At 51.6% G+C, this 25,399-nt stretch carries 21 protein-coding genes and 1 pseudogene; 18 read left to right on the top strand and 4 right to left on the bottom strand.

The window, feature by feature from the left end; translation table 11 throughout:
• The first annotated feature begins 815 nt into the window (after nt 1-815).
• Nucleotides 816-1,904 (top strand): DNA-binding transcriptional activator/c-di-GMP phosphodiesterase PdeL, encoded by a 1,089-nt coding sequence (gene pdeL, locus ACJHYW_RS15810; protein WP_001305451.1) that lies wholly within the window; start codon nt 816-818, stop codon nt 1,902-1,904.
• A 41-nt stretch (nt 1,905-1,945) separates the two neighbouring features.
• On the opposite strand, the gene ACJHYW_RS15805 is transcribed toward pdeL, so the two are convergent.
• Together ACJHYW_RS15805 and ACJHYW_RS15800 are read right to left on the bottom strand one after the other, a co-directional pair.
• The gene (locus tag ACJHYW_RS15805) at nt 1,946-2,878 is read right to left on the bottom strand and encodes a LysR substrate-binding domain-containing protein (RefSeq protein ID WP_001084388.1); all 933 of its coding nucleotides are present in this window, start codon (nt 2,876-2,878) and stop codon (nt 1,946-1,948) included.
• A gap of 91 nt (nt 2,879-2,969) precedes the next feature.
• A complete protein-coding gene (locus tag ACJHYW_RS15800; protein WP_061092854.1) occupies nt 2,970-3,467 on the bottom strand; it encodes a DUF1097 domain-containing protein in 498 nt (165 codons plus the stop codon).
• A 257-nt stretch (nt 3,468-3,724) separates the two neighbouring features.
• Between ACJHYW_RS15800 and ACJHYW_RS15795 the strand changes: the two genes are divergently transcribed.
• The 10 genes and pseudogenes from ACJHYW_RS15795 to yahM all read left to right on the top strand — a co-directional run bounded on the left by ACJHYW_RS15795 (nt 3,725) and on the right by yahM (nt 13,769).
• Complete coding sequence (locus tag ACJHYW_RS15795) at nt 3,725-4,330, top strand: ankyrin repeat domain-containing protein (protein WP_000153097.1); 606 nt, start codon at nt 3,725-3,727, stop codon at nt 4,328-4,330.
• 39 nt (nt 4,331-4,369) lie between these two features.
• Nucleotides 4,370-5,233, top strand: coding sequence for a DUF2877 domain-containing protein (locus tag ACJHYW_RS15790; RefSeq protein WP_001361812.1), 864 nt, complete (start codon nt 4,370-4,372; stop codon nt 5,231-5,233).
• Nucleotides 5,223-6,770: an acyl-CoA synthetase FdrA gene (fdrA, locus tag ACJHYW_RS15785; protein ID WP_000111805.1), complete on the top strand. Its 1,548-nt coding sequence runs from the start codon at nt 5,223-5,225 to the stop codon at nt 6,768-6,770. The genes ACJHYW_RS15790 and fdrA overlap by 11 nt, the downstream gene beginning before the upstream one ends.
• Entirely contained in the window at nt 6,770-8,188 is a 1,419-nt protein-coding gene (locus tag ACJHYW_RS15780; protein WP_000075088.1) for a DUF1116 domain-containing protein, read from the top strand. The genes fdrA and ACJHYW_RS15780 overlap by 1 nt, the downstream gene beginning before the upstream one ends.
• Nucleotides 8,189-8,283: 95 nt before the next feature.
• The gene (locus ACJHYW_RS15775; RefSeq protein WP_000661639.1) at nt 8,284-9,234 is read left to right on the top strand and encodes a carbamate kinase family protein; all 951 of its coding nucleotides are present in this window, start codon (nt 8,284-8,286) and stop codon (nt 9,232-9,234) included.
• A gap of 9 nt (nt 9,235-9,243) precedes the next feature.
• Entirely contained in the window at nt 9,244-10,626 is a 1,383-nt protein-coding gene (locus tag ACJHYW_RS15770) for an amidohydrolase family protein (protein ID WP_000662422.1), read from the top strand.
• Nucleotides 10,627-10,841: 215 nt separating this feature from the next.
• Nucleotides 10,842-10,916 (top strand): annotated as a pseudogene (locus ACJHYW_RS15765) (hypothetical protein); the annotation flags it as partial.
• An 86-nt stretch (nt 10,917-11,002) separates the two neighbouring features.
• On the top strand, nt 11,003-12,052 hold the full coding sequence (gene yahK, locus ACJHYW_RS15760; RefSeq protein WP_000701856.1) for an NADPH-dependent aldehyde reductase YahK: 1,050 nt from the start codon (nt 11,003-11,005) through the stop codon (nt 12,050-12,052).
• A gap of 242 nt (nt 12,053-12,294) precedes the next feature.
• The gene (gene yahL / locus ACJHYW_RS15755; RefSeq protein WP_001361813.1) at nt 12,295-13,110 is read left to right on the top strand and encodes a protein YahL; all 816 of its coding nucleotides are present in this window, start codon (nt 12,295-12,297) and stop codon (nt 13,108-13,110) included.
• A gap of 413 nt (nt 13,111-13,523) precedes the next feature.
• The gene (gene yahM, locus ACJHYW_RS15750; RefSeq protein WP_000290598.1) at nt 13,524-13,769 is read left to right on the top strand and encodes a protein YahM; all 246 of its coding nucleotides are present in this window, start codon (nt 13,524-13,526) and stop codon (nt 13,767-13,769) included.
• Between the two features lie 16 nt (nt 13,770-13,785).
• Here yahM and ACJHYW_RS15745 read toward each other — a convergent pair whose 3' ends face one another.
• A complete protein-coding gene (locus ACJHYW_RS15745) occupies nt 13,786-14,457 on the bottom strand; it encodes a LysE family transporter (protein WP_000976969.1) in 672 nt (223 codons plus the stop codon).
• 146 nt (nt 14,458-14,603) lie between these two features.
• On the opposite strand from ACJHYW_RS15745, the gene yahO reads away from it, so the two are divergent.
• Nucleotides 14,604-14,879: a DUF1471 family periplasmic protein YahO gene (gene yahO, locus ACJHYW_RS15740; protein WP_000691950.1), complete on the top strand. Its 276-nt coding sequence runs from the start codon at nt 14,604-14,606 to the stop codon at nt 14,877-14,879.
• 97 nt (nt 14,880-14,976) lie between these two features.
• On the opposite strand, the gene prpR is transcribed toward yahO, so the two are convergent.
• The gene (gene prpR / locus ACJHYW_RS15735) at nt 14,977-16,563 is read right to left on the bottom strand and encodes a propionate catabolism operon regulatory protein PrpR (protein ID WP_000941046.1); all 1,587 of its coding nucleotides are present in this window, start codon (nt 16,561-16,563) and stop codon (nt 14,977-14,979) included.
• A 238-nt stretch (nt 16,564-16,801) separates the two neighbouring features.
• On the opposite strand from prpR, the gene prpB reads away from it, so the two are divergent.
• The 6 genes from prpB (at nt 16,802) to codA (ending at nt 25,201) form a co-directional block, all read left to right on the top strand.
• The gene (gene prpB / locus ACJHYW_RS15730) at nt 16,802-17,692 is read left to right on the top strand and encodes a methylisocitrate lyase (protein ID WP_000052211.1); all 891 of its coding nucleotides are present in this window, start codon (nt 16,802-16,804) and stop codon (nt 17,690-17,692) included.
• 159 nt (nt 17,693-17,851) lie between these two features.
• Complete coding sequence (prpC, locus tag ACJHYW_RS15725) at nt 17,852-19,021, top strand: 2-methylcitrate synthase (RefSeq protein ID WP_001285908.1); 1,170 nt, start codon at nt 17,852-17,854, stop codon at nt 19,019-19,021.
• A gap of 33 nt (nt 19,022-19,054) precedes the next feature.
• Entirely contained in the window at nt 19,055-20,506 is a 1,452-nt protein-coding gene (prpD, locus tag ACJHYW_RS15720) for a 2-methylcitrate dehydratase (RefSeq protein ID WP_061092855.1), read from the top strand.
• Nucleotides 20,507-20,545: 39 nt separating this feature from the next.
• Nucleotides 20,546-22,432, top strand: a complete 1,887-nt coding sequence (gene prpE / locus ACJHYW_RS15715; protein ID WP_410233368.1) for a propionate--CoA ligase — start codon at nt 20,546-20,548, stop codon at nt 22,430-22,432.
• A 236-nt stretch (nt 22,433-22,668) separates the two neighbouring features.
• Entirely contained in the window at nt 22,669-23,928 is a 1,260-nt protein-coding gene (codB, locus tag ACJHYW_RS15710; protein WP_000076233.1) for a cytosine permease, read from the top strand.
• A complete protein-coding gene (codA, locus tag ACJHYW_RS15705) occupies nt 23,918-25,201 on the top strand; it encodes a cytosine/isoguanine deaminase (RefSeq protein WP_001361815.1) in 1,284 nt (427 codons plus the stop codon). The genes codB and codA overlap by 11 nt, the downstream gene beginning before the upstream one ends.
• Nucleotides 25,202-25,399 lie beyond the last annotated feature (198 nt).

Below are 25,399 nucleotides of genomic sequence, written 5' to 3'. Positions count from 1 at the left end.
ACGTTATATCTGTACAGTTAAGCCCTTAGTATCGATTGATGATTGCCAGGCAACAGATAATAAAAAAGAAAAGAACTATTGAAGCCCAAAACCTACGTTTGGACTGTTGTGAATGTTCAATAAGCTTAGTCTTATTTAATGTAAATATTGGTGCTAATTTGAAATGACGCTTTATTCATGGGGAACGCGTAGCGCAAATCAACTAAAATCAATGTAACCGTTTGTTGTTTAAGGTTTAATTGTCTGTGTCTGATATTTTATTGATTGTTTTAAATATTGTTTTTATTGTCATTGTTATAATGTTGGCTATCTATTGCTGAATGGATTCAGTCTTAAAAAGCAGGTTGTTAAGGGATAGGCATAGAGTAATGACGTGTATGCATAACCAACATCTTTACTCATTATGTCATTGAATGTTGACGCTATGTGTTTATGAGGTTGAGGTATTTTCAGTTGATCTGGATTGTTAAATTCATATAATGCGCCTTTACTCATGAATGGGCGTCAATACGTAGTGGGAAATTATAAATATCGAAATAGTCCAACTACTTCTTTATTACCAAAAATGAGTATCTGAATTTTAATATTGCATTCTTGCGTGATTATCTCCTGAGTTTGACTTGTGATTACCTTTTTAAGGTATTTAGCGTAACTGTTTTTGAGCGAGCATCAGAGGTAAAGATAATCTTCTTGATAGTGATGTGGGATGTTATACGTATGGCATCGCTAATGTTTATGGTTACCCCTTATGTGTGCTCAGGAATCCACAGGTAATCACTCATACTGAACAGCGATAAAAGATAAAAGGTGTGTTCATGAATTCATGTGATTTTCGTGTTTTTCTGCAAGAGTTCGGTACAACGGTTCATTTGTCATTGCCTGGTAGCGTATCCGAGAAAGAACGACTGCTACTCAAGCTGCTGATGCAGGGAATGTCTGTAACAGAAATATCACAGTACAGAAATCGCAGTGCAAAGACCATTTCACATCAAAAGAAACAGCTCTTTGAGAAACTGGGGATTCAGAGCGATATTACTTTCTGGCGGGATATTTTCTTTCAGTACAATCCGGAGATCATATCCGCCACGGGTAATAATAGTCACAAATATATTAATGATAATCACTATCACCATATCGTCACGCCTGAAGCCATCAGTCTGGCGTTGGAAAACCATGAATTTAAACCGTGGATCCAACCGGTTTTCTGCGCGCAGACTGGGGTACTGACGGGCTGTGAGGTGCTTGTTCGCTGGGAACATCCGCAAACGGGAATTATCCCACCGGATCAGTTTATTCCTCTGGCGGAGTCATCTGGTCTTATCGTCATAATGACTCGCCAGCTGATGAAACAGACTGCGGATATTCTGATGCCAGTAAAACATTTGCTGCCGGATAATTTCCATATTGGCATCAACGTCTCGGCAGGATGTTTTTTGGCCGCAGGATTTGAAAAAGAGTGTCTGAACCTGGTTAAGAAATTAGGTAACGATAAAATCAAACTGGTTCTCGAGTTAACGGAACGTAACCCTATTCCGGTAACGCCAGAAGCCAGAGCGATATTTGACAGCCTTCATCAGCACAACATTACCTTTGCGCTGGATGACTTTGGTACGGGTTATGCAACCTATCGTTACTTGCAGGCGTTCCCGGTCGATTTTATTAAGATCGATAAGTCATTTGTGCAAATGGCGAGCGTGGACGAAATATCCGGTCATATTGTGGACAATATTGTCGAACTGGCGCGTAAGCCTGGTCTGAGTATCGTGGCGGAAGGGGTAGAAACCCAGGAGCAGGCGGATTTAATGATCGGCAAAGGCGTTCACTTTTTGCAGGGCTATTTGTACTCTCCGCCAGTACCGGGTAATAAATTTATCTCTGAATGGGTAATGAAAGCCGGTGGTTGATGTAAACCGCTATTCACAGCGCATCGGGAGGTTGGCAGCGATTAATTCTCCCGATGCAGTAAATCCTGATAGATCCCCGTTAATATGCCATTTGGCGCAAATTGTTTTTTAATCCACTGCGTCACCTGACCGGTGGCAGAGTGCTGGGTCGCCAGTAACATGCGTGAATCCTGGCGCGGATTATGGATTTGTCGGGTAACCAGCAGGGATTGCGCCATCGCCTCACGGACCATGTAATCCGGCAAAAAACCAATTCCTTCGCCTAAAATCTGGCACTGACATTTGGTGTTGAAATCTGGCACCAGAATCGACTCCTGCCCATGCAGCAACCAGCCCACTTTTTTATTAATCGTATGCGCGGTGTCTTCCACCATGATATTAGGATAGAGACGCAGCTGGCTTTCGGCGATGGGTTCCGGCACAAAGGCTAACGGGTGATCCGGGGCGATAGCAAAAGCCCAGCGAATCGCGCCAATCTCCGTGTAATCAATGCCGCCGCCGTCCAGCAGTGTGTCGGGCGCGCCGATAGCAATATTCGCCTGATTATTAATAATCGCATCCCAGACGCCGTTATACACTTCGGTCGTCACGGTAATCTGGCAGGTTGGAAACTGCTTTTTCAGTACCTGTAATAAGCGTGCGGTGTGTTTGGGCGTATAAAGCAGTTGGTTAATACAAATGCGCACCCGTGCTTCTATACCCTGCGAAATAGTATCGATGCTGCGTTTGATGGCGTGAAAATCATTCAGCAGGTCGGTAGCTTTGCGGAAAAAATAACGCCCGGACTCCGTTAACTCAATGCTTCGGGTACTGCGAGTGAACAGCACCACATCCAGCCCTGTTTCCATTCGCTTGATGGTGTAGCTAATGGCGGAAGTGGTTAAACCCAACTCTTCTGCGGCTTTACTGAAACTGCCAAAACGCGCAGCGGTAGTAAATGCCAACAGATTCTCTTCGGTAAAAATTGAGTTCATTAAACCATTCCCGCCATTATCGAATATGAATTTCTCCAGCCATGACTGTAGAGGTATCGGTTAAAGATAGATAATCATTTTTGAATAACTTTTAATACCCGTCGCGTTTAGTCGTCGCTTCGCTTAATTTTTGTCCGCCATATTCTGAAATTATCCCCACGCAGTTACCCGCCAGAAAACCCAGTAATGTCACCGTCCAGTTCATCCCGCTGGCAAAAAATAGCGTCATGCCGAGAAAGCCTCCAGGAATAAAAGACAGTAACCAGAAACGCCCTTGCCAGACCACCATCGCCGAGAAGGGTACAGTCATAATCACGCTCGCCCAGAACGTGGACAATCCACTCACCGAGGCCAGCCAACCGGCAGCCAGCGCGGCGAAAAACGCCCACACCATCCCGGAATAATTAACCGCCAGGCTTCTGATAAACCCCGATTTACCGCCGCCTGCGGCATAAAAACTGCAAAAGGCGACGAAGCCAATGGTTCCTAATAATTCCCATCCCTGAGAGAGCCCGACATGTGAAGACACTAACTGCCAAAGCCCTGCACAAATACCGACGGTGACACCCGTTGCCGTGAGTCCGTTCATCTTGTTCCCCTCTGGTTAGACATGGACGAAAGCTACTCTTACATGTGCAGACTATAGAGAAATAAAACCTGATTGAGTGAAAGGGTATCGGGTCAAAGAAACAAATATTGCACTACCGCACACTGCGAAAAGATTGTTGAACATCATTCAACAAAAAGGCGAAATACGGCGAATTAAATTTAAGCGGGTTCTTTTATCAGATTATCGTTGCTATTCTCAATTCATCGAAAACAGCCACAAAAACCAGGGGAATGTGAATGACTATAAAAAATCTACCTGCCGACTATTTATTGGCTGCGCAACAGGGTGATATCGATAAAGTAAAAACCTGCCTTGCGCTGGGTGTCGATATTAATACCTGCGATCGTCAGGGGAAAACGGCAATTACGCTGGCAAGTTTATATCAGCAATATGCTTGCGTTCAGGCATTAATTGACGCTGGAGCGGATATTAATAAGCAAGATCATACCTGTTTAAATCCTTTTTTAATTAGCTGTCTGAACGATGATTTAACGCTACTACGAATTATTTTACCGGCTAAACCCGATCTTAATTGCGTAACCCGTTTTGGCGGTGTCGGCCTGACGCCTGCCTGTGAAAAAGGCCATTTAAGTATTGTAAAAGAGCTTTTGGCGCATACGGAGATTAACGTTAACCAGACCAACCATGTAGGCTGGACGCCGCTACTGGAAGCGATTGTGCTTAATGATGGCGGGATTAAACAGCAGGCGATTGTCCAGTTATTGCTGGAACACGGTGCCAGCCCGCATCTGACGGATAAATATGGCAAAACACCGCTGGAACTGGCGCGGGAACGAGGCTTTGAAGAGATTGCGCAGTTACTGATTGCCGCAGGCGCATAAACCGGGAGGCTTGCTATCAACACACCAGAAAGACGGTGTGTGTGGGCGCTAACTGCGGATGCGGATTTTCTGGCGCAGCGGGGGCAAGGACAGGTTGAACAGGTCTTTGCCAGAGCGGTAAATATCGCACTTCCGGCCCGCCAGCAGTTGCTGACGCTGCTTTGTGAAGAGTACGACAATGCGCCAAACAGTTGTCGGTTGGCACTCACTCACTTTAATGGTCTGTTCCATCATGGTGATAAGGTTCAGTTTGACGATCAAGGCATTACGGTTGGTCAACATCTTCATATAGAGATGAGTCATTGCCAGCGTTGGCTGTCCCCAACCTTGCAAATGACCGCTGTGAATTTTCACCTTATCGTCTGGCAACAGTGGCATGACATTATTCATCAGCACCTGGGGGAAAATGAAACCCTGTTTAATTATTGCGGCGATAATCCGTTTTATCAGGCGTTAAATAAAGAATTACATATTAAACGACGGGCAGTTATTCAGGCCGTAAACGATAAACAAAATATCGCCTCAGCAGTCGCCAGTATGATGGGCTTAGGGATTGGCCTTACGCCATCAGCCGACGATTATTTAACAGGTCTGGCGCTTATTTTATTTATTTCCGGACATCCGGCGGAAAAATACAAAGAGGAATTTTATCTCGGTCTGCAACGCGGCAGAAATAATACCACGTTATTAAGTGCCATAACGCTGGAAGCCGCATTACAACAACGCTGCCGGGAAAATATTCATCGTTTTATTCATAACATTATTTATGACATCCCTGGGAACGCAACTCAGGCAATAGAAAAAATTAAACATATTGGCTCCAGTTCCGGCTGCGACATGCTGTATGGCATGGCCGATGGTTGTGCGCTGAGCCAAACCTACGGAGGGAATTATGTCAGTTAAAATAGTCATTAAACCGAATACCTATTTTGATTCTGTCTCGCTGATGTCTATCTCCACGCGTGCAAATAAACTCGACGGCGTCGAGCAGGCATTTGTGGCGATGGCGACCGAAATGAACAAAGGCGTGCTGAAGAATTTAGGGCTGCTGACGCCGGAACTGGAGCAGGCGAAAAACGGCGACCTGATGATTGTCATCAACGGCAAAGCGGGCGCAGACAACGAGCAGTTGCTGGTGGAGATTGAAGAACTGTTCAACACCAAAGCTCAAACTGGTTCACATGAAGCACGCTATGCCACTATTGCCAGCGCCAAAAAGCATATCCCGGAAAGTAACCTGGCGGTGATTTCGGTCAACGGTCTGTTTGCCGCTCGCGAAGCGCGTCAGGCGCTGCAAAACGATCTTAACGTGATGCTGTTTTCCGATAACGTCTCAGTTGAAGATGAACTGGCGCTCAAACAGTTGGCCCACGAAAAAGGGCTGCTGATGATGGGGCCAGACTGCGGTACGGCGATTATCAACGGCGCGGCGCTCTGCTTTGGTAACGCCGTGCGTCGCGGCAACATCGGCATTGTTGGCGCATCTGGCACCGGCAGCCAGGAACTGAGCGTCCGTATCCATGAATTTTGCGGCGGCGTTTCGCAACTGATTGGCACCGGCGGGCGCGACCTGAGCGAGAAAATCGGCGGTCTGATGATGCTCGATGCCATCGGGATGCTGGAAAACGATCCGCAAACTGAAATCATTGTGCTTATCTCCAAACCGCCTGCGCCTGCGGTGGCCCGCAAAGTGCTGGAACGCGCACGTGCCTGCCGCAAGCCGGTGGTGGTCTGCTTCCTCGGTCGTGGCGAAACGCCAGTGGATGAGCAGGGGCTACAGTTTGCTCGCGGCAGCAAAGAAGCGGCGCTGAAAGCGGTAATGCTCTCCGGCGTGAAACAGGAACATCTCGATCTGCATACCCTGAACCAGCCATTGATTGCTGACGTGCGCGCTCGCCTGAAGCCACAACAGAAATACATTCGTGGCCTGTTCTGCGGCGGTACGCTGTGTGACGAAACCATGTTCGCGGTGATGGAAAAACACGGCGATGTCTACAGCAACATCCAGCCCGATCCTGAATTCCGCCTGAAAGATATCAACCGCTGCGTCAAACATACCTTCCTCGACTTTGGCGATGACGATTTTACCAACGGCAAGCCGCATCCAATGATTGACCCGACCAACCGCATCAGCCGGTTGATCGAAGAAGCGCGCGATCCAGAAGTGGCGGTGATCGTGATGGATTTTGTGCTCGGGTTTGGATCGCATGAAGATCCGGTCGGTTCCACCATCGAGGCGATCAAAGAGGCGAAAGCGATCGCCGCTGCCGAAGGACGCGAGTTGATCATTCTCGCCTATGTGCTGGGTACCGATCTTGATACGCCATCATTAGAACAACAAAGCCAGATGCTGCTTGATGCCGGAGTGATTCTGGCGAGCAGCAGCACCAATACCGGATTGCTGGCGCGTGAATTTATCTGCAAAGGGGAGGAAGCCTGATGAGCCCGTCACTGTTTAGCCAACCGTTGAACGTTATTAACGTCGGCATCGCCATGTTTAGCGATGATTTGAAAAAGCAGCATGTAGAAGTGACTCAACTCGACTGGACGCCGCCGGGGCAGGGCAATATGCAGGTGGTGCAGGCGCTGGACAACATTGCCGATTCGCCGCTGGCAGACAAAATCGCCGCCGCTAACCAGCAGGCGCTGGAACGCATTATTCAGTCACATCCGGTGCTGATTGGTTTTGATCAGGCGATTAACGTGGTGCCGGGCATGACGCCGAAAACCATTCTTCACGCCGGGCCGCCGGTCACCTGGGAAAAAATGTGCGGCGCGATGAAAGGCGCGGTCACCGGGGCGCTGGTGTTCGAAGGGCTGGCGAAAGATCTCGACGAGGCGGCTGAACTGGCGGCTTCCGGTGAGATCACTTTCTCGCCGTGCCACGAGCACGACTGTGTGGGATCGATGGCGGGCGTCACCTCGGCCTCGATGTTTATGCACATCGTGAAAAACAAAACCTACGGCAACATCGCTTATACCAACATGAGCGAGCAGATGGCGAAGATTTTGCGTATGGGCGCTAATGACCAGAGCGTGATCGACCGCCTCAACTGGATGCGCGATGTGCAGGGACCCATGCTGCGCGACGCGATGAAAATTATCGGCGAAATCGATCTGCGCTTAATGCTGGCGCAGGCGCTGCATATGGGCGATGAGTGCCATAACCGCAATAACGCCGGGACGACGCTGCTGATTCAGGCGCTGACGCCGGGGATTATTCAGGCGGGCTACTCCGTCGAGCAACAGCGCGAAGTGTTTGAGTTTGTCGCCAGCAGTGACTACTTCTCCGGCCCGACGTGGATGGCGATGTGTAAAGCGGCGATGGATGCGGCGCACGGCATCGAATACAGCACTGTGGTGACCACCATGGCGCGTAACGGCGTCGAGTTCGGTCTGCGGGTCAGCGGATTACCGGGGCAATGGTTTACCGGTCCGGCGCAGCAGGTGATCGGCCCGATGTTTGCCGGTTATAAGCCGGAAGATTCGGGGCTGGATATCGGCGACAGCGCCATCACCGAAACCTACGGCATTGGCGGATTTGCTATGGCGACCGCGCCTGCAATCGTCGCGCTGGTGGGCGGTACGGTGGAAGAGGCTATCGATTTCTCCCGTCAGATGCGCGAAATCACTCTCGGCGAAAACCCCAACGTGACCATTCCGCTGCTCGGTTTTATGGGCGTGCCGTCGGCAATCGACATCACCCGCGTGGGTAGCAGCGGCATTCTGCCGGTGATCAACACCGCCATTGCCCATAAAGATGCGGGCGTCGGCATGATTGGCGCGGGCATTGTGCATCCACCCTTCGCCTGCTTCGAGAAAGCCATTCTTGGCTGGTGCGAACGTTACGGCGTCTGACCCTCCAACCGCACCTTACGATACCTTCTCCCTTTTGGGGAGAAGGGCAACCTCACTCTCATAACCCCATCACCCTCTGTAGCGGACATAACAACATGAAAGAACTTGTGGTCGTTGCCATTGGTGGCAACAGCATTATCAAAGATAACGCCAGCCAGTCGATTGAGCATCAGGCGGAGGCGGTGAAGGCCGTCGCCGATACGGTGCTGGAAATGCTGGCTTCCGATTACGACATTGTGCTGACCCACGGCAACGGACCGCAGGTCGGTTTGGATTTACGCCGCGCGGAGATTGCCCACGAGCGCGAAGGGCTGCCCTTAACGCCGCTGGCGAACTGTGTGGCGGATACGCAAGGCGGCATTGGCTATCTGATCCAGCAGGCGCTGAATAACCGGCTGGCGCGTCACGGCGAGAAAAAAGCCGTCACCGTGGTGACTCAGGTGGAAGTGGATAAAAACGATCCGGGGTTTGCCCATCCCACCAAGCCCATCGGCGCATTCTTTAGTGAAAGCCAGCGTGACGAACTACAAAAGGCAAACCCTGACTGGCGTTTTGTTGAAGATGCCGGACGGGGCTATCGCCGCGTGGTCGCCTCGCCGGAACCGAAACGTATTGTCGAAGCACCTGCCATTAAGGCGCTGATCCAACAAGGCTTTGTGGTGATTGGCGCGGGCGGCGGTGGAATTCCTGTGGTGCGCACCGAAGCGGGAGATTATCAAAGCGTGGACGCGGTTATCGACAAAGATCTCTCTACCGCGCTATTGGCCCGTGAAATTCACGCCGACATTCTGGTGATCACCACTGGCGTCGAAAAAGTGTGTATTCACTTTGGCAAACCGCAGCAGCAGGTGCTGGATCGGGTGGATATTGCCACCATGACCCGCTATATGCAGGAAGGGCATTTCCCACCCGGCAGCATGTTGCCAAAAATCATCGCCAGCCTGACGTTCCTGGAGCAGGGCGGTAAAAAAGTGATTATCACCACGCCGGAATGCCTGCCTGCGGCGCTACGCGGCGAAACGGGCACCCATATTATTAAAACCTAAGGACGTAAGATGAAAGAAAACAATAGCCGCCGTGAATTTCTGAGCCAGAGCGGTAAGATGGTTACCGCCGCCGCGCTGTTTGGTACCTCAGTGCCGCTCGCCCATGCGGCAGTCTCTGGCACAACCCACTGCGAGGCAAATAACACCATGAAAATCACTGACCCGCACTACTATCTCGACAACGTGCTGCTGGAAACCGGTTTTGACTACGAAAACGGTGTGGCGGTGCAGACCCGCACGGCGCACCAGACCGTAGAGATTCAGAACGGCAAAATTGTTGCCCTGCGCGAGAACAAGCAGCATCCGGAGGCCACGCTGCCGCACTATGACGCAGGCGGTAAGTTGATGCTGCCCACCACCCGCGACATGCATATTCATCTCGACAAAACTTTCTACGGCGGGCCGTGGCGCTCGCTCAATCGCCCGGCAGGCACCACCATCCAGGACATGATCAAACTCGAGCAGAAAATGCTGCCGGAGTTACAACCGTACACGCAGGAGCGGGCGGAAAAACTGATCGATTTATTGCAGTCGAAAGGCACCACCATTGCCCGCAGCCACTGCAATATCGAACCGGTTTCCGGCCTGAAAAATCTGCAAAATTTGCAGGCGGTTCTGGCGCGACGTCAGGCGGGCTTCGAGTGTGAAATTGTCGCCTTCCCGCAGCACGGTTTGCTGCTGTCGAAATCAGAACCCTTAATGCGCGAAGCGATGCAGGCGGGTGCGCATTACGTCGGCGGACTGGACCCGACCAGTGTCGATGGCGCGATGGAAAAATCCCTCGACACCATGTTCCAGATTGCGCTGGACTACGACAAAGGCGTCGATATTCACCTGCACGAAACCACTCCGTCGGGCGTGGCAGCCATCAATTATATGGTTGAAACGGTAGAGAAAACGCCACAGCTGAAGGGCAAGCTGACCATCAGTCACGCCTTTGCGTTGGCAACGCTCAATGAGCAACAGGTAGATGAACTGGCGCACCGGATGGCGGCGCAGCAAATTTCTATCGCCTCGACGGTGCCGATTGGCACGCTGCATATGCCGCTCAAACAGTTGCACGACAAAGGCGTACAAGTCATGACCGGCACCGACAGCGTTATCGACCACTGGTCTCCCTACGGCCTGGGCGACATGCTGGAAAAAGCCAATCTCTACGCGCAGCTCTATATTCGTCCTAACGAACAGAATTTGTCCCGTTCGCTGTTTTTAGCCACTGGCGATGTATTGCCGCTCAACGAAAAAGGCGAGCGCGTGTGGCCCAAAGCGCAGGATGACGCCAGCTTTGTGCTGGTGGACGCCTCCTGTTCCGCCGAGGCGGTGGCGCGTATCTCGCCGAGAACCGCAACGTTCCATAAAGGGCAACTGGTGTGGGGGAGTGTGGCAGGTTGATACGAACTTGATATATCTGCAACGGTGAACAGTAAGAGATTTAAGCCCCAGGGAGTGGGGCGGCCTGAGTATGAGTGTGTCGGCAGAAATGGACATTATCTTTGAAGAATATGCCCTTATTGACGTTGTGTAGATAACTATTTGTCTACGTGAAAATATCATCAGTTTTGCCGATTTTTGTCTTTTACGGATAGCAAATATCACACTTATAGGCGCTCGCCTTATGGGGAACGTTGCTGCTCTGTTTCATTCAGGCTCGCGGCATGTTGGGGCTGGATCGGGTGGTTTAAATATTGGCTATATTCAATGGACGCGTTTTGCCGCGATGACATATCAGGCATCGCCAAATACACATAGCTAATCAGGAGTAAACACAATGAAGATCAGAGCTGTTGGTGCATATTCCGCTAAACAACCGCTGGAACCGATGGATATTACCCGGCGTGAACCGGGACCGCATGATGTCAAAATTGAAATCGCTTACTGTGGCGTCTGCCATTCCGATATCCACCAGGTCCGTTCCGAGTGGGCGGGGACGGTTTACCCCTGCGTGCCGGGTCATGAAATTGTGGGGCGTGTGGTAGCCGTTGGTGATCAGGTAGAAAAACATGCGCCGGGCGATCTGGTCGGTGTCGGCTGTATTGTCGACAGTTGTAAACATTGTGAAGAGTGTGAAGACGGGCTGGAAAACTACTGTGATCACATGACCGGCACCTATAACTCGCCGACGCCGGACGAACCGGGCCATACTCTGGGCGGCTACTCACAACAGATCGTCGTTCATGAGCGATATGTTTTGCGTATTCGTCACCCGCAAGAGCAGCTGGCGGCGGTGGCTCCTTTGTTGTGTGCAGGGATCACCACGTATTCGCCGCTACGTCACTGGCAGGCCGGGCCGGGTAAAAAAGTGGGCGTGGTTGGCATCGGCGGTCTGGGACATATGGGGATCAAGCTGGCCCACGCGATGGGGGCGCATGTGGTGGCGTTTACCACGTCTGAGTCAAAACGCGAAGCGGCAAAAGCCCTGGGGGCCGATGAAGTTGTTAACTCACGCAATGCCGATGAGATGGCGACTCATCTGAAGAGTTTCGATTTCATTTTGAATACAGTAGCTGCGCCACATAATCTCGACGATTTTACCACCTTGCTGAAGCGCGATGGCACCATGACGCTGGTTGGTGCGCCTGCGACACCGCATAAATCGCCGGAAGTTTTCAACCTGATCATGAAACGCCGTGCGATAGCCGGTTCTATGATTGGCGGCATTCCAGAAACTCAGGAGATGCTCGATTTTTGCGCCGAACATGGCATCGTGGCTGATATAGAGATGATTCGGGCCGATCAAATTAATGAAGCCTATGAGCGAATGCTGCGAGGAGATGTGAAATATCGTTTTGTTATCGATAATCGCACACTAACAGACTGAAACAATTAATAAATATCCTGTGGTTTAACATATTAACTTCGCTCTCCACTTAACTTTTTAGTTAAGGAGAGCGAAATAATATCAAAGTAGCAGTAAAACCTATAACGTAAATTCAAATTGTTAAATTAACTCCCTCCAGGACACAATACTTCACACGTTAGTTATGAGCGATTTCTGATAGTGCCTGGTTTAATCAGAGCTTTATTATCTGCGACGTTTATTTTTATTTAAGAGAGATCGCGATGATATCATTAAAAGCTCCACACAATAATTTGATGCCATATACGCAACAAAGCATACTTAATACGGTTAAAAACAACCAGTTACCGGAGGATATCAAAAGCTCTCTGGTTTCCTGTGTCGATATATTCAAGGTTTTGATTAAACAATATTATGATTATCCTTATGATTGTCGTGATGATTTAGTCGATGATGACAAACTCATTCATCTTATGGCAGCCGTGCGAGACTGTGAGTGGTCAGACGATAACGCACTCACCATAAATGTGCAGTTTAATGATTTCCCTGGATTTTATGACTGGATGGATTACCCTGATCACCCGGTTAAGTTTGTTTTTCGCATACTTGAAAATCAAAAAGGGACAGTTTGGGTATATGACCAGGATGATGCGTTTCTTGATATTAAAGCAAATGTGCAGGCTGGACGCTTTACCGGGCTTAAGAAATTAGTGCAGTTTATCGATTCAGTGCGAACAGATTGCAAATGTATTCTTCTTGAACACCATATGCCTTTGCTGAGACTTTTCCCTAAAGGGAAAGAGTGTATGCATGTGGAAAAATGGCTTCGCGAAATGTCGTCTATCCCGGAGACCGACGCGCCCATTAAGCAGGCGCTTGCGCATGGATTATTATTACACTTAAAAAATATCTACCCTGTTTTTCCTGAATCACTGGTGAGGTTATTGCTCTCTGTTCTGGACGTAAAAACATACAGAGATGATGCGCGATTAAATGAATGGATATCTAATAGAGTGCAGGAATTAGGTGACAGATATTATCCTGTAAATAAGCACGTTAAAATCCGCTACACTCTTTAGTTCAGAAAGGGTTCCACCTGCGAGTTGTTATTCCACCAGAGAGTGAATCGCAAAGCAGGTGATCATTTCATCTGTATATCCGTATGCCAAATGGCATTCCACCGCCTTTTTCGCCGATATTTTGTTGTGATCGGCGACGCTTCGCTTAAAAAAGCATCAGCAGTGGTTTCGCAGCTATACGGTGTATAAAAAAATGATCTCATGCAGATGTTTTGTGAATGTGTGGGTTGACATTCATATGAAAAAAATCATAATTCCATCATGTTTGTGTGGGGTCTTTTCTGTATCTTACGTATCGCACTCAAGCCTGACAGAAAATATGCTGTAAGGCTCATATCAAAAACCGCCATTAGCTCATCAGGAAGAGCAGACGACAACCAGGATTGTTGTATGGTACGGGGTTCGAGGCCTCGATGGCGGTCCAACTTTTCATAACTCTTCTGAATCAGATCCCCTTATTATCATCCCTGCAAAGTGAAACATTGCCATTGTTTGGCTATTCAGGACGGGTCAAAGCAATGAAAAAAGCCCACACAGGGGAGAGTGGGCTGAAATGGGAAGCTAAAGACTCAAGTAAACTTATCGGAAATAAGGACCACGCATTACGGGGGCTATCATCGCCGATGGTCGGGATCCGGCAAATCAGGTTGATTACGTAGAGAGTAAATTATCTGCTCACCGCTGCGTCACCCCTTCGTAAATCAGGCGTAGCGCGAATACACCAATAATTGCACCAATAACCCGACTGGCAACGCGTTGCATACGCCCATAAGCACGACGCACAGCAGGCAAAGAAAACGCCTGACTAAGAAAGACTCGCCAGATAACTGATGCGAGCACAATCCCCGCCCAGGCCATTAAACGTGCCCATGTTGGTGTTTCGGCATTTAATGTTACTGAGAAAATACTGATAAAAAATAACACGGTTTGCGGGTTAGAGAGATCGGTAATTAATCCGCGGCGAAAAAAGACATACCAGGGGGCGTTAATCGGTTGTTGTAGTGTGCTCATTTGCGGTGTTGACTGGCGGCGCATGCTGCACCACGCAAACCATAAGAGATAAGCGCCGCCGACGATTCTGATAAGCGAAAAAATCTCCTCACACTGCGTAATTAGCGTTGCAAGACCAAACAAACCCAACCCGGAATAAAATGCATCGCCCAGCGCCACGCCCAGTCCGGTCAGCACTCCTGCGCGTCGACCGGAAGCCAGGCTGGTTTGTACTACCACAAAGAGATTGGCTCCCGGATTAAAAAAAGTAATCACGAACAGTCCTACGGTCAGATAAACGGCGTGCAAAGGATCCATAGTGATTTCATCCATAAATAAGTGAAGTAACTTCATCATATTTCTACCAAAAATAATCGGGTGCGAGAGAGATCACAAAGTGTCTTATTTCCGGTTACTGGCGTTTATGCCCTGACTGAACTAATTATTAATCAACCCAATAATGTGGGTGGGTGATAGTGTGATAACAACTCTGGAGCCGTAATATGAAAATAATCTCTAAAATGTTAGTCGGTGCGTTAGCGTTTGCCGTTACCAATGTCTATGCCGCAGAATTAATGACCAAAGCGGAATTTGAAAAGGTTGCATCGCAATATGAAAAAATAGGTGATATTTCAACCAGTAATGAAATGTCGACCGCAGATGCGAAAGAAGATCTGATCAAAAAAGCGGATGAAAAAGGGGCTGATGTGTTGGTGCTGACCTCTGGTCAGACTGACAATAAGATCCACGGCACGGCGGATATTTATAAGAAGAAGTAATTCTGAACCCTATATAAACATCCCCGATGCGTAAGTTTATCGGCGATCATCTATTGAAATTTATGCCGGATAAAGCGTTCGCGCTGCATTCGGCAGTTCAGCTTTTCAGCCGCCGCCAGAACGTCGTCCGGCTGATACCTAAATAATTCGCCGCTGCTGTTTTATCGCCTTTAAATTTCTCCAGTGCCTGTTGTGGTGTCAGTAAGCGTGGAGCGGGAGTTTTCGCCGACTCGCGCGCCAGTTCCGGCAGTAGCAGCTGCAAAAATTGCGGCGTTAAATCCGGCGTCGGTTCCACACTTAAAAACAGCGCCAGTCGCTCCATCATATTGCGCAGTTCACGAATATTTCCCGGCCAGTCGTAGTGCACCAGCACGGTTTCGCTTGCCTGTAACCCCTGGCGTAATGCGGCAGAAAACGGGGCGGAGAGCGCCGCCAGAGACACTTTCAAAAAGCTTTCCGCCAGCGGCAGAATATCCGTCACCCGCTCGCGCAGTGGTGGCAATTGCAGACGCAAAATACTCAGCCGATAAAACAGATCACGGCGAAACTCCCCTTGCCGCATATCTTCTTCCAGATTGCAGTGAGTGGCGCTAATGACTCGCACATCCACCGGAACAGGCTGATGCCCGCCGACGCGGGTGACCTCTTTTTCTTCCAGCACCCGTAACAGGCGAGTCTGCAAAGGTAGCGGCATTTCGCCAATCTCATCCAGAAACAGCGTACCGCCGTGGGCAATTTCGAACAGCCCGGCGCGACCTCCACGTCGCGAGCCGGTAAACGCTCCTTCCTCATAGCCAAACAGCTCCGCTTCCAGCAGCGATTCGGCAATCGCCCCGCAGTTGACGGCAACAAACGGATGCGACTTTTTGCCCTGTCGCGCATCGTGGCGGGCAAAATATTCCCGATGAATCGCCTGGGCCGCCAGCTCTTTGCCCGTCCCCGTTTCCCCCTCAATCAACACCGCCGCACTGGAGCGGGCATACAGCAAAATAGTCTGCCGTACCTGTTCCATCTGTGGTGATTGACCGAGCATATCGCCCAGCACGTAACGAGTACGCAGAGCGTTGCGGGTGGCATCGTGAGTGTTATGGCGTAACGACATGCGCGTCATATCCAGCGCATCGCTGAATGCCTGGCGCACGGTGGCGGCGGAATAGATAAAAATTCCGGTCATTCCGGCTTCTTCTGCCAGATCGGTAATCAGCCCCGCGCCGACCACCGCTTCGGTGCCGTTAGCTTTCAGCTCGTTAATCTGCCCGCGCGCGTCTTCTTCGGTAATGTAGCTACGTTGGTCGAGGCGCAAATTAAAGGTTTTTTGAAACGCCACCAGTGCCGGAATAGTTTCCTGATAAGTGACAACGCCGATAGAAGAGGTGAGTTTTCCGGCTTTTGCCAGTGCCTGTAACACATCGTAGCCGCTCGGTTTAATCAAAATAACTGGCACTGACAGGCGGCTTTTAAGATATGCGCCGTTAGAGCCAGCGGCGATGATGGCGTCGCAGCGTTCGTTTGCCAGTTTCTTGCGGATATAGGTCACTGCTTTTTCAAAGCCAAGCTGAATAGGGGTAATGTTCGCCAGGTGATCAAACTCGAGGCTGATATCGCGAAACAGCTCGAACAGGCGCGTCACCGATACCGTCCAGATAACCGGTTTGTCGTCATTCAGCCGTGGTGGATGTGCCATAGCGCACCGCAAAGTTAAGAAACCGAATATTGGGTTTAGCCTTGTTTCATAATTGTTGCAATGAAACGCGGTGAAACATTGCCTGAAACGTTAACTGAAACACATATTTGCGGATTACTTCATGACTTTATCTCTAACAAATTGAAATTAAACATTTAATTTTATTCAGTCAATTGTGGCACACCCCTTGCTTTGTGTTTATTAACGCAAATAACAAGTTGATAACAAAGGATGGGCTATGTCTCTACACTCTCCAGGTAAAGCGTTTCGCGCTGCACTGACTAAAGAAAATCCATTGCAGATTGTTGGCACCATCAACGCTAACCATGCGCTGCTGGCGCGGCGTGCCGGATATCAGGCGATTTATCTTTCCGGCGGTGGCGTGGCGGCAGGGTCGCTGGGGCTGCCGGATCTCGGTATTTCTACTCTTGATGACGTGCTGACAGATATTCGCCGTATTACCGACGTTTGTTCGCTGCCGCTGCTGGTGGATGCGGATATCGGTTTTGGTTCTTCGGCCTTTAACGTGGCGCGCACCGTGAAATCGATGATTAAAGCCGGTGCGGCAGGATTGCATATTGAAGATCAGGTTGGTGCGAAACGCTGCGGTCATCGTCCGAACAAAGCGATTGTCTCGAAAGAGGAGATGGTGGATCGGATCCGCGCGGCGGTGGATGCGAAAACCGATCCTGATTTTGTGATCATGGCGCGCACCGATGCGCTGGCGGTAGAGGGGCTGGACGCCGCGATCGAGCGCGCGCAGGCCTATGTTGAAGCGGGTGCCGAGATGTTGTTCCCGGAGGCGATTACCGAACTCGCCATGTACCGCCAGTTTGCCGATGCGGTGCAGGTGCCGATCCTCGCCAACATCACCGAATTTGGCGCAACACCGCTGTTTACCACCGACGAATTACGCAGCGCCCATGTCGCAATGGCGCTGTACCCGCTTTCAGCGTTCCGTGCCATGAACCGCGCCGCTGAACATGTCTACAACGTCCTGCGTCAGGAAGGCACGCAGAAAAGCGTCATCGACACCATGCAGACCCGCAACGAGCTGTACGAAAGCATCAACTACTACCAGTACGAAGAGAAGCTCGACGACCTGTTTGCCCGTGGTCAGGTGAAATAAAAACGCCCGTTGGTTGTATTCGACAACCGATGCCTGATGCGCCGCTGACGCGACTTATCAGGCCTACGAGGTGAACTGAACTGTAGGTCGGATAAGACGCATAGCGTCGCATCCGACAACAATCTCGACCCTACAAATGATAACAATGACGAGGACAATATGAGCGACACAACGATCCTGCAAAACAGTACCCATGTCATTAAACCGAAAAAATCGGTGGCACTTTCCGGCGTTCCGGCGGGCAATACGGCGCTCTGCACCGTGGGTAAAAGCGGCAACGACCTGCATTACCGTGGCTACGATATTCTTGATCTGGCGGAACATTGTGAATTTGAAGAAGTGGCGCACCTGCTGATCCACGGCAAACTGCCAACCCGTGACGAACTCGCCGCTTACAAAACGAAACTGAAAGCCCTGCGTGGTTTACCGGCTAACGTGCGTACCGTGCTGGAAGCCTTACCGGCGGCGTCACACCCGATGGATGTTATGCGCACCGGCGTTTCCGCGCTCGGCTGCACACTGCCGGAAAAAGAGGGGCACACTGTATCTGGTGCGCGGGATATTGCCGACAAACTGCTGGCGTCACTTAGCTCGATTCTTCTCTACTGGTATCACTACAGCCACAACGGCGAACGCATTCAGCCGGAAACCGATGACGACTCCATCGGCGGTCACTTCCTGCATCTGCTGCATGGCGAAAAGCCGTCGCAAAGCTGGGAAAAGGCGATGCATATTTCGCTGGTGCTGTACGCCGAACACGAGTTTAACGCCTCCACCTTTACCAGCCGGGTGATTGCGGGCACCGGCTCTGATATGTATTCCGCCATTATTGGCGCGATTGGTGCACTGCGCGGGCCGAAGCACGGCGGGGCGAATGAAGTGTCGCTGGAGATCCAGCAACGCTACGAAACGCCGGACGAAGCCGAAGCCGATATCCGCAAGCGCGTGGAAAACAAAGAAGTGGTGATTGGTTTTGGACATCCGGTTTATACCATCGCTGACCCGCGTCATCAGGTGATCAAACGCGTGGCGAAGCAGCTCTCGCAGGAAGGCGGTTCGCTGAAGATGTACAACATCGCCGATCGCCTGGAAACGGTGATGTGGGAGAGCAAAAAGATGTTCCCCAATCTCGACTGGTTCTCCGCTGTTTCCTACAACATGATGGGCGTTCCCACCGAGATGTTCACACCACTGTTTGTTATCGCCCGCGTCACCGGCTGGGCGGCGCACATTATCGAACAACGTCAGGACAACAAAATTATCCGTCCTTCCGCCAATTATGTTGGACCGGAAGACCGCCCGTTTGTCGCGCTGGATAAGCGCCAGTAAACCTCTACGAATAACAATAAGGAAACGTACCCAATGTCAGCTCAAATCAACAACATCCGCCCGGAATTTGATCGTGAAATCGTTGATATCGTCGATTACGTGATGAACTACGAAATCAGCTCCAGAGTAGCCTACGACACCGCACATTACTGCCTGCTCGACACGCTCGGCTGCGGTCTTGAAGCTCTCGAATACCCAGCCTGTAAAAAACTGCTGGGGCCAATTGTCCCCGGCACCGTCGTACCTAACGGCGTGCGCGTCCCCGGAACTCAGTTCCAGCTCGACCCCGTCCAGGCGGCATTTAACATCGGCGCGATGATCCGTTGGCTCGATTTCAACGATACCTGGCTGGCGGCGGAGTGGGGGCATCCTTCCGACAACCTCGGCGGTATTTTGGCAACGGCAGACTGGCTTTCACGCAACGCGGTCGCCAGCGGCAAAGCCCCGTTGACCATGAAACAGGTGCTGACCGCAATGATTAAAGCCCATGAAATTCAGGGCTGCATCGCGCTGGAAAACTCCTTTAATCGCGTCGGCCTTGACCACGTTCTGTTAGTGAAAGTGGCTTCCACCGCCGTGGTCGCCGAAATGCTTGGCCTGACCCGTGATGAAATCCTCAACGCCGTTTCGCTGGCATGGGTAGACGGACAGTCGCTGCGCACCTACCGCCATGCGCCGAACACCGGCACGCGTAAATCCTGGGCGGCGGGCGATGCTACATCCCGCGCGGTACGTCTGGCGCTGATGGCGAAAACGGGCGAAATGGGTTACCCGTCAGCCCTGACCGCGCCGGTGTGGGGTTTCTACGACGTCTCCTTTAAAGGTGAGTCATTCCGCTTCCAGCGTCCGTACGGTTCCTACGTCATGGAAAATGTGCTGTTCAAAATCTCCTTCCCGGCGGAGTTCCACTCCCAGGCGGCAGTTGAAGCGGCGATGACGCTCTATGAACAGATGCAGGCAGCAGGCAAAACGGCGGCGGATATCGAAAAAGTGACCATTCGCACCCACGAAGCCTGTATTCGCATCATCGACAAAAAAGGGCCGCTCAATAACCCGGCTGACCGCGACCACTGCATTCAGTACATGGTGGCGATCCCGCTGCTGTTCGGGCGCTTAACGGCGGCAGATTACGAGGACAACGTTGCGCAAGATAAACGCATCGACGCCCTGCGCGAGAAGATCAATTGCTTTGAAGATCCGGCGTTTACCGCTGACTACCACGACCCGGAAAAACGCGCCATCGCCAATGCCATAACCCTTGAGTTCACCGACGGCACGCGCTTTGAAGAAGTGGTGGTGGAGTACCCCATTGGTCATGCTCGCCGCCGTCAGGATGGAATTCCGAAGCTGGTCGATAAATTCAAAATCAATCTCGCGCGCCAGTTCCCGACTCGCCAACAGCAGCGCATTCTGGAGGTTTCTCTCGACAGAACTCGCCTGGAACAGATGCCGGTCAATGAGTATCTCGACCTGTACGTCATTTAAGCAAACAGCGGTAAGGCGTAAGTTCAACAGGAGAGCATTATGTCTTTTAGCGAATTTTATCAGCGTTCGATTAACGAACCGGAGAAGTTCTGGGCCGAGCAGGCCCGGCGTATTGACTGGCAGACGCCCTTTACGCAAACGCTTGATCACAGCAATCCGCCGTTTGCCCGTTGGTTTTGTGAAGGCCGAACCAACTTGTGTCACAACGCTATCGACCGCTGGCTGGAGAAACAGCCAGAGGCGCTGGCGCTGATTGCCGTCTCTTCGGAAACAGAAGAAGAGCGCACCTTTACCTTTCGTCAGCTGCATGACGAAGTGAACGCAGTGGCGTCAATGCTGCGCTCACTGGGCGTGCAGCGTGGCGATCGGGTGCTGGTGTATATGCCGATGATTGCCGAAGCGCATATTACTCTGCTGGCCTGCGCGCGCATTGGCGCTATTCACTCGGTGGTGTTTGGTGGATTTGCCTCGCACAGCGTGGCGGCGCGGATTGATGACGCTAAACCGGTGCTGATTGTCTCGGCAGATGCCGGAGCGCGCGGTGGCAAAATCATTCCTTATAAAAAATTGCTCGACGATGCGATAAGTCAGGCGCAGCATCAGCCGCGCCACGTTTTGCTGGTGGATCGCGGGCTGGCGAAAATGGCGCGCGTCAGCGGGCGGGATGTCGATTTCGCGTCATTGCGCCATCAACACATCGGCGCGCGGGTGCCGGTAGCGTGGCTGGAATCCAACGAAACCTCCTGCATTCTCTACACCTCCGGCACGACCGGCAAACCTAAAGGCGTGCAGCGTGACGTCGGCGGATATGCGGTGGCGCTGGCGACCTCGATGGACACCATTTTTGGCGGCAAAGCGGGCGGTGTGTTCTTTTGTGCTTCGGATATCGGCTGGGTGGTGGGGCATTCGTATATCGTCTACGCGCCGCTGCTGGCGGGGATGGCGACTATCGTTTACGAAGGATTACCGATCTGGCCGGACTGCGGTGTGTGGTGGAAAATCGTCGAGAAATATCAGGTTAGCCGGATGTTCTCAGCGCCGACCGCCATTCGCGTGCTGAAAAAATTCCCTACCGCTGAAATTCGCAAACACGATCTCTCGTCGCTGGAAGTGCTCTATCTGGCTGGAGAACCGCTGGACGAGCCGACCGCCAGTTGGGTGAGCAATACGCTGGATGTGCCGGTCATCGACAACTACTGGCAGACCGAATCCGGCTGGCCGATTATGGCGATTGCTCGCGGTCTGGACGACAGGCAGACGCGTCTGGGAAGCCCCGGCGTGCCGATGTATGGCTATAACGTGCAGTTGCTTAATGAAGTCACCGGCGAACCGTGTGGCGTCAACGAGAAAGGGATGCTGGTGGTGGAAGGGCCGCTGCCGCCGGGGTGTATTCAGACCATCTGGGGCGACGACGACCGCTTTGTGAAGACGTACTGGTCGCTGTTTTCCCGCCCGGTGTACGCCACCTTTGACTGGGGCATCCGTGACGTTGACGGTTATCACTTTATTCTCGGGCGCACTGACGATGTAATTAACGTTGCCGGGTATCGGCTGGGGACGCGCGAGATTGAAGAGAGTATCTCCAGTCATCCGGGCGTTGCCGAAGTGGCGGTGGTTGGGGTGAAAGATGCGCTGAAAGGGCAGGTGGCGGTGGCGTTTGTCATTCCGAAAGAGAGCGACAGTCTGGAAGATCGTGAGGTGGCGCATTCGCAAGAGAAGGCGATTATGGCGCTGGTGGACAGCCAGATTGGCAACTTTGGCCGCCCGGCGCACGTCTGGTTTGTCTCGCAATTGCCAAAAACGCGATCCGGAAAAATGCTGCGCCGCACGATCCAGGCGATTTGCGAAGGACGCGATCCTGGAGATCTGACGACCATTGATGATCCAGCGTCGTTGGATCAGATCCGCCAGGCGATGGAAGAGTAGGTTATTGTCGGATGCGTCGCCTGGCGCATCCGACACCATGCGCCGATGCCTGATGCGACGTTTACCGCGTCTTATTATGCCTACCCACTGTTTTTACACCGATAATTTTTCCCCCACCTTTTTGCACTCATTCATATAAAAAATATATTTCCCCACGAAAACGATTGCTTTTTATCTTCAGATGAATAGAATGCGGCGGATTTTTTGGGTTTCAAACAGCAAAAAGGGGGAATTTCGTGTCGCAAGATAACAACTTTAGCCAGGGGCCAGTCCCGCAGTCGGCGCGGAAAGGGGTGTTGGCATTGACGTTCGTCATGCTGGGATTAACCTTCTTTTCCGCCAGTATGTGGACCGGCGGCACTCTCGGAACCGGTCTTAGCTATCATGATTTCTTCCTCGCAGTCCTCATCGGTAATCTTCTCCTCGGTATTTACACTTCATTTCTTGGTTACATTGGCGCAAAAACCGGCCTGACCACTCATCTTCTTGCTCGCTTCTCTTTTGGTGTTAAAGGCTCATGGCTGCCTTCACTGCTACTGGGCGGAACTCAGGTTGGCTGGTTTGGCGTTGGCGTGGCGATGTTTGCTATTCCGGTGGGCAAGGCAACCGGGCTGGATATTAATTTGCTGATTGCCGTTTCCGGTTTACTGATGACCGTAACCGTCTTCTTTGGCATTTCGGCGCTGACGGTTCTTTCGGTGATTGCAGTTCCGGCTATCGCCTGTCTTGGCGGTTATTCCGTGTGGTTGGCCGTTAACGGCATGGGCGGCCTGGACGCATTAAAAGCGGTCGTTCCCGCACAACCGTTAGATTTCAATGTCGCGCTGGCGCTGGTTGTGGGGTCATTTATCAGTGCGGGCACGCTCACCGCTGACTTTGTCCGGTTTGGTCGTAATGCCAAACTGGCGGTGCTGGTGGCGATGGTGGCCTTTTTCCTCGGCAACTCGTTGATGTTTATTTTCGGTGCAGCGGGCGCGGCGGCACTGGGGATGGCGGATATCTCTGATGTGATGATTGCTCAGGGTCTGCTGCTGCCTGCGATTGTGGTGCTGGGGCTGAATATCTGGACCACCAACGATAACGCGCTCTATGCGTCGGGCTTAGGTTTCGCCAACATTACCGGGATGTCGAGCAAAACCCTTTCGGTAATCAACGGTATTATCGGTACGGTCTGCGCATTATGGCTGTATAACAATTTTGTCGGCTGGCTGACCTTCCTTTCGGCAGCTATTCCTCCGGTAGGGGGCGTGATCATCGCTGACTATCTGATGAACCGTCGCCGCTATGAGCACTTTGCGACCACGCGTATGATGAGTGTCAATTGGGTGGCGATTCTGGCGGTCGCCTTGGGGATTGCCGCAGGCCACTGGTTACCGGGAATTGTTCCGGTCAACGCGGTATTAGGTGGCGCGCTGAGCTATCTGATCCTTAACCCGATTTTGAATCGTAAAACGACAGCAGCAATGACGCATGTGGAGGCTAACAGTGTCGAATAACGCTTTACAAACAATTATTAACGCCCGGTTACCTGGCAAAGAGGGGCTGTGGCAGATTTATCTGCAGGACGGAAAAATCAGCGCCATTGATGCGCAATCCGGCGTGATGCCCATAACTGAAAACAGCCTGGATGCCGAACAAGGTTTAGTTATACCGCCGTTTGTGGAGCCGCATATTCACCTGGACACCACGCAAACCGCAGGACAACCGAACTGGAATCAGTCCGGCACGCTGTTTGAAGGCATTGAACGCTGGGCCGAGCGCAAAGCGTTATTAACCCATGACGATGTGAAACAACGCGCCTGGCAAACGCTGAAATGGCAGATTGCCAACGGCATTCAGCATGTGCGTACCCATGTCGATGTCTCCGACGCAACGCTGACTGCGTTGAAAGCGATGCTGGAAGTGAAACAGGAAGTTGCGCCGTGGATTGATCTGCAAATCGTCGCCTTCCCGCAGGAAGGGATTTTGTCGTATCCCAACGGTGAAGCGTTGCTGGAAGAGGCGTTACGCTTAGGGGCAGACGTAGTGGGGGCGATTCCGCATTTTGAATTTACCCGTGAATATGGCGTGGAGTCGCTGCATAAAACCTTCGCCCTGGCGCAAAAATACGACCGTCTCATCGATGTTCACTGTGATGAGATTGATGACGAACAGTCGCGCTTTGTTGAAACCGTTGCCGCCCTGGCGCACCGTGAAGGCATGGGCGCGCGAGTCAGCGCCAGCCACACTACGGCAATGCACTCCTATAACGGGGCGTATACCTCGCGCCTGTTCCGCTTGCTGAAAATGTCCGGTATTAACTTTGTCGCCAACCCGCTGGTCAATATCCATCTGCAAGGACGTTTCGATACCTATCCAAAACGTCGCGGCATCACGCGCGTTAAAGAGATGCTGGAGTCCGGCATTAACGTCTGCTTTGGTCACGATGATGTCTTCGATCCGTGGTATCCGCTGGGAACGGCGAATATGCTGCAAGTGCTGCATATGGGGCTGCATGTTTGCCAGCTGATGGGCTACGGGCAGATTAACGATGGCCTGAATTTAATCACCCACCACAGTGCCAGGACGTTGAATTTGCAGGATTACGGCATTGCCGCCGGAAACAGCGCCAACCTGATTATCCTGCCGGCTGAAAATGGGTTTGATGCGCTGCGCCGTCAGGTTCCGGTACGTTATTCGGTACGTGGCGGCAAGGTGATTGCCAGCACACAACCGGCACAAACCACCGTATATCTGGAGCAGCCAGAAGCCATCGATTACAAACGGTGATCGGCTGGGCTGTGTGTTGACAAAGCGAGCGTAGTTTATGCCGGATGCGGCGTGAACGCCTTATCCGGCCTACGTAGAGCACTGAACTCGTAGATACTGTTATGGCCTGCAAGTTTTTTCCTGGTCCGGTTTCCCGGATTGCAGGCATGCCAGACACAGCGCCGTCAGGCGCTGTTGTTTCATCCCTTCCGCGATTTT

This window comes from Escherichia sp. WS3063 (genome assembly GCF_046486595.1).
Classification (GTDB): domain Bacteria; phylum Pseudomonadota; class Gammaproteobacteria; order Enterobacterales; family Enterobacteriaceae; genus Escherichia; species Escherichia coli.
The sequence above is the reverse complement of the archived record's forward strand: the minus strand, read 5'-3'. Positions and strand labels throughout refer to the sequence as shown.

Bases quoted from the DNA above. Each gene is read 5' to 3' on its own strand.
- prpC (WP_001285908.1), top strand. From the start codon at position 17,852: ATGAGCGACACAACGATCCTGCAAAACAGTACCCATGTCATTAAACCG.
- ACJHYW_RS15780 (WP_000075088.1), top strand. From the start codon at position 6,770: ATGAGCCCGTCACTGTTTAGCCAACCGTTGAACGTTATTAACGTCGGC.
- ACJHYW_RS15800 (WP_061092854.1), bottom strand. From the start codon at position 3,467: ATGAACGGACTCACGGCAACGGGTGTCACCGTCGGTATTTGTGCAGGG.
- prpE (WP_410233368.1), top strand. From the start codon at position 20,546: ATGTCTTTTAGCGAATTTTATCAGCGTTCGATTAACGAACCGGAGAAG.
- yahL (WP_001361813.1), top strand. From the start codon at position 12,295: ATGATATCATTAAAAGCTCCACACAATAATTTGATGCCATATACGCAA.
- ACJHYW_RS15805 (WP_001084388.1), bottom strand. From the start codon at position 2,878: ATGAACTCAATTTTTACCGAAGAGAATCTGTTGGCATTTACTACCGCT.
- fdrA (WP_000111805.1), top strand. From the start codon at position 5,223: ATGTCAGTTAAAATAGTCATTAAACCGAATACCTATTTTGATTCTGTC.
- ACJHYW_RS15745 (WP_000976969.1), bottom strand. From the start codon at position 14,457: ATGATGAAGTTACTTCACTTATTTATGGATGAAATCACTATGGATCCT.
- pdeL (WP_001305451.1), top strand. From the start codon at position 816: ATGAATTCATGTGATTTTCGTGTTTTTCTGCAAGAGTTCGGTACAACG.
- prpD (WP_061092855.1), top strand. From the start codon at position 19,055: ATGTCAGCTCAAATCAACAACATCCGCCCGGAATTTGATCGTGAAATC.
- ACJHYW_RS15775 (WP_000661639.1), top strand. From the start codon at position 8,284: ATGAAAGAACTTGTGGTCGTTGCCATTGGTGGCAACAGCATTATCAAA.
- ACJHYW_RS15770 (WP_000662422.1), top strand. From the start codon at position 9,244: ATGAAAGAAAACAATAGCCGCCGTGAATTTCTGAGCCAGAGCGGTAAG.
- prpB (WP_000052211.1), top strand. From the start codon at position 16,802: ATGTCTCTACACTCTCCAGGTAAAGCGTTTCGCGCTGCACTGACTAAA.
- yahM (WP_000290598.1), top strand. From the start codon at position 13,524: ATGGCGGTCCAACTTTTCATAACTCTTCTGAATCAGATCCCCTTATTA.
- ACJHYW_RS15795 (WP_000153097.1), top strand. From the start codon at position 3,725: ATGACTATAAAAAATCTACCTGCCGACTATTTATTGGCTGCGCAACAG.
- yahK (WP_000701856.1), top strand. From the start codon at position 11,003: ATGAAGATCAGAGCTGTTGGTGCATATTCCGCTAAACAACCGCTGGAA.
- prpR (WP_000941046.1), bottom strand. From the start codon at position 16,563: ATGGCACATCCACCACGGCTGAATGACGACAAACCGGTTATCTGGACG.
- yahO (WP_000691950.1), top strand. From the start codon at position 14,604: ATGAAAATAATCTCTAAAATGTTAGTCGGTGCGTTAGCGTTTGCCGTT.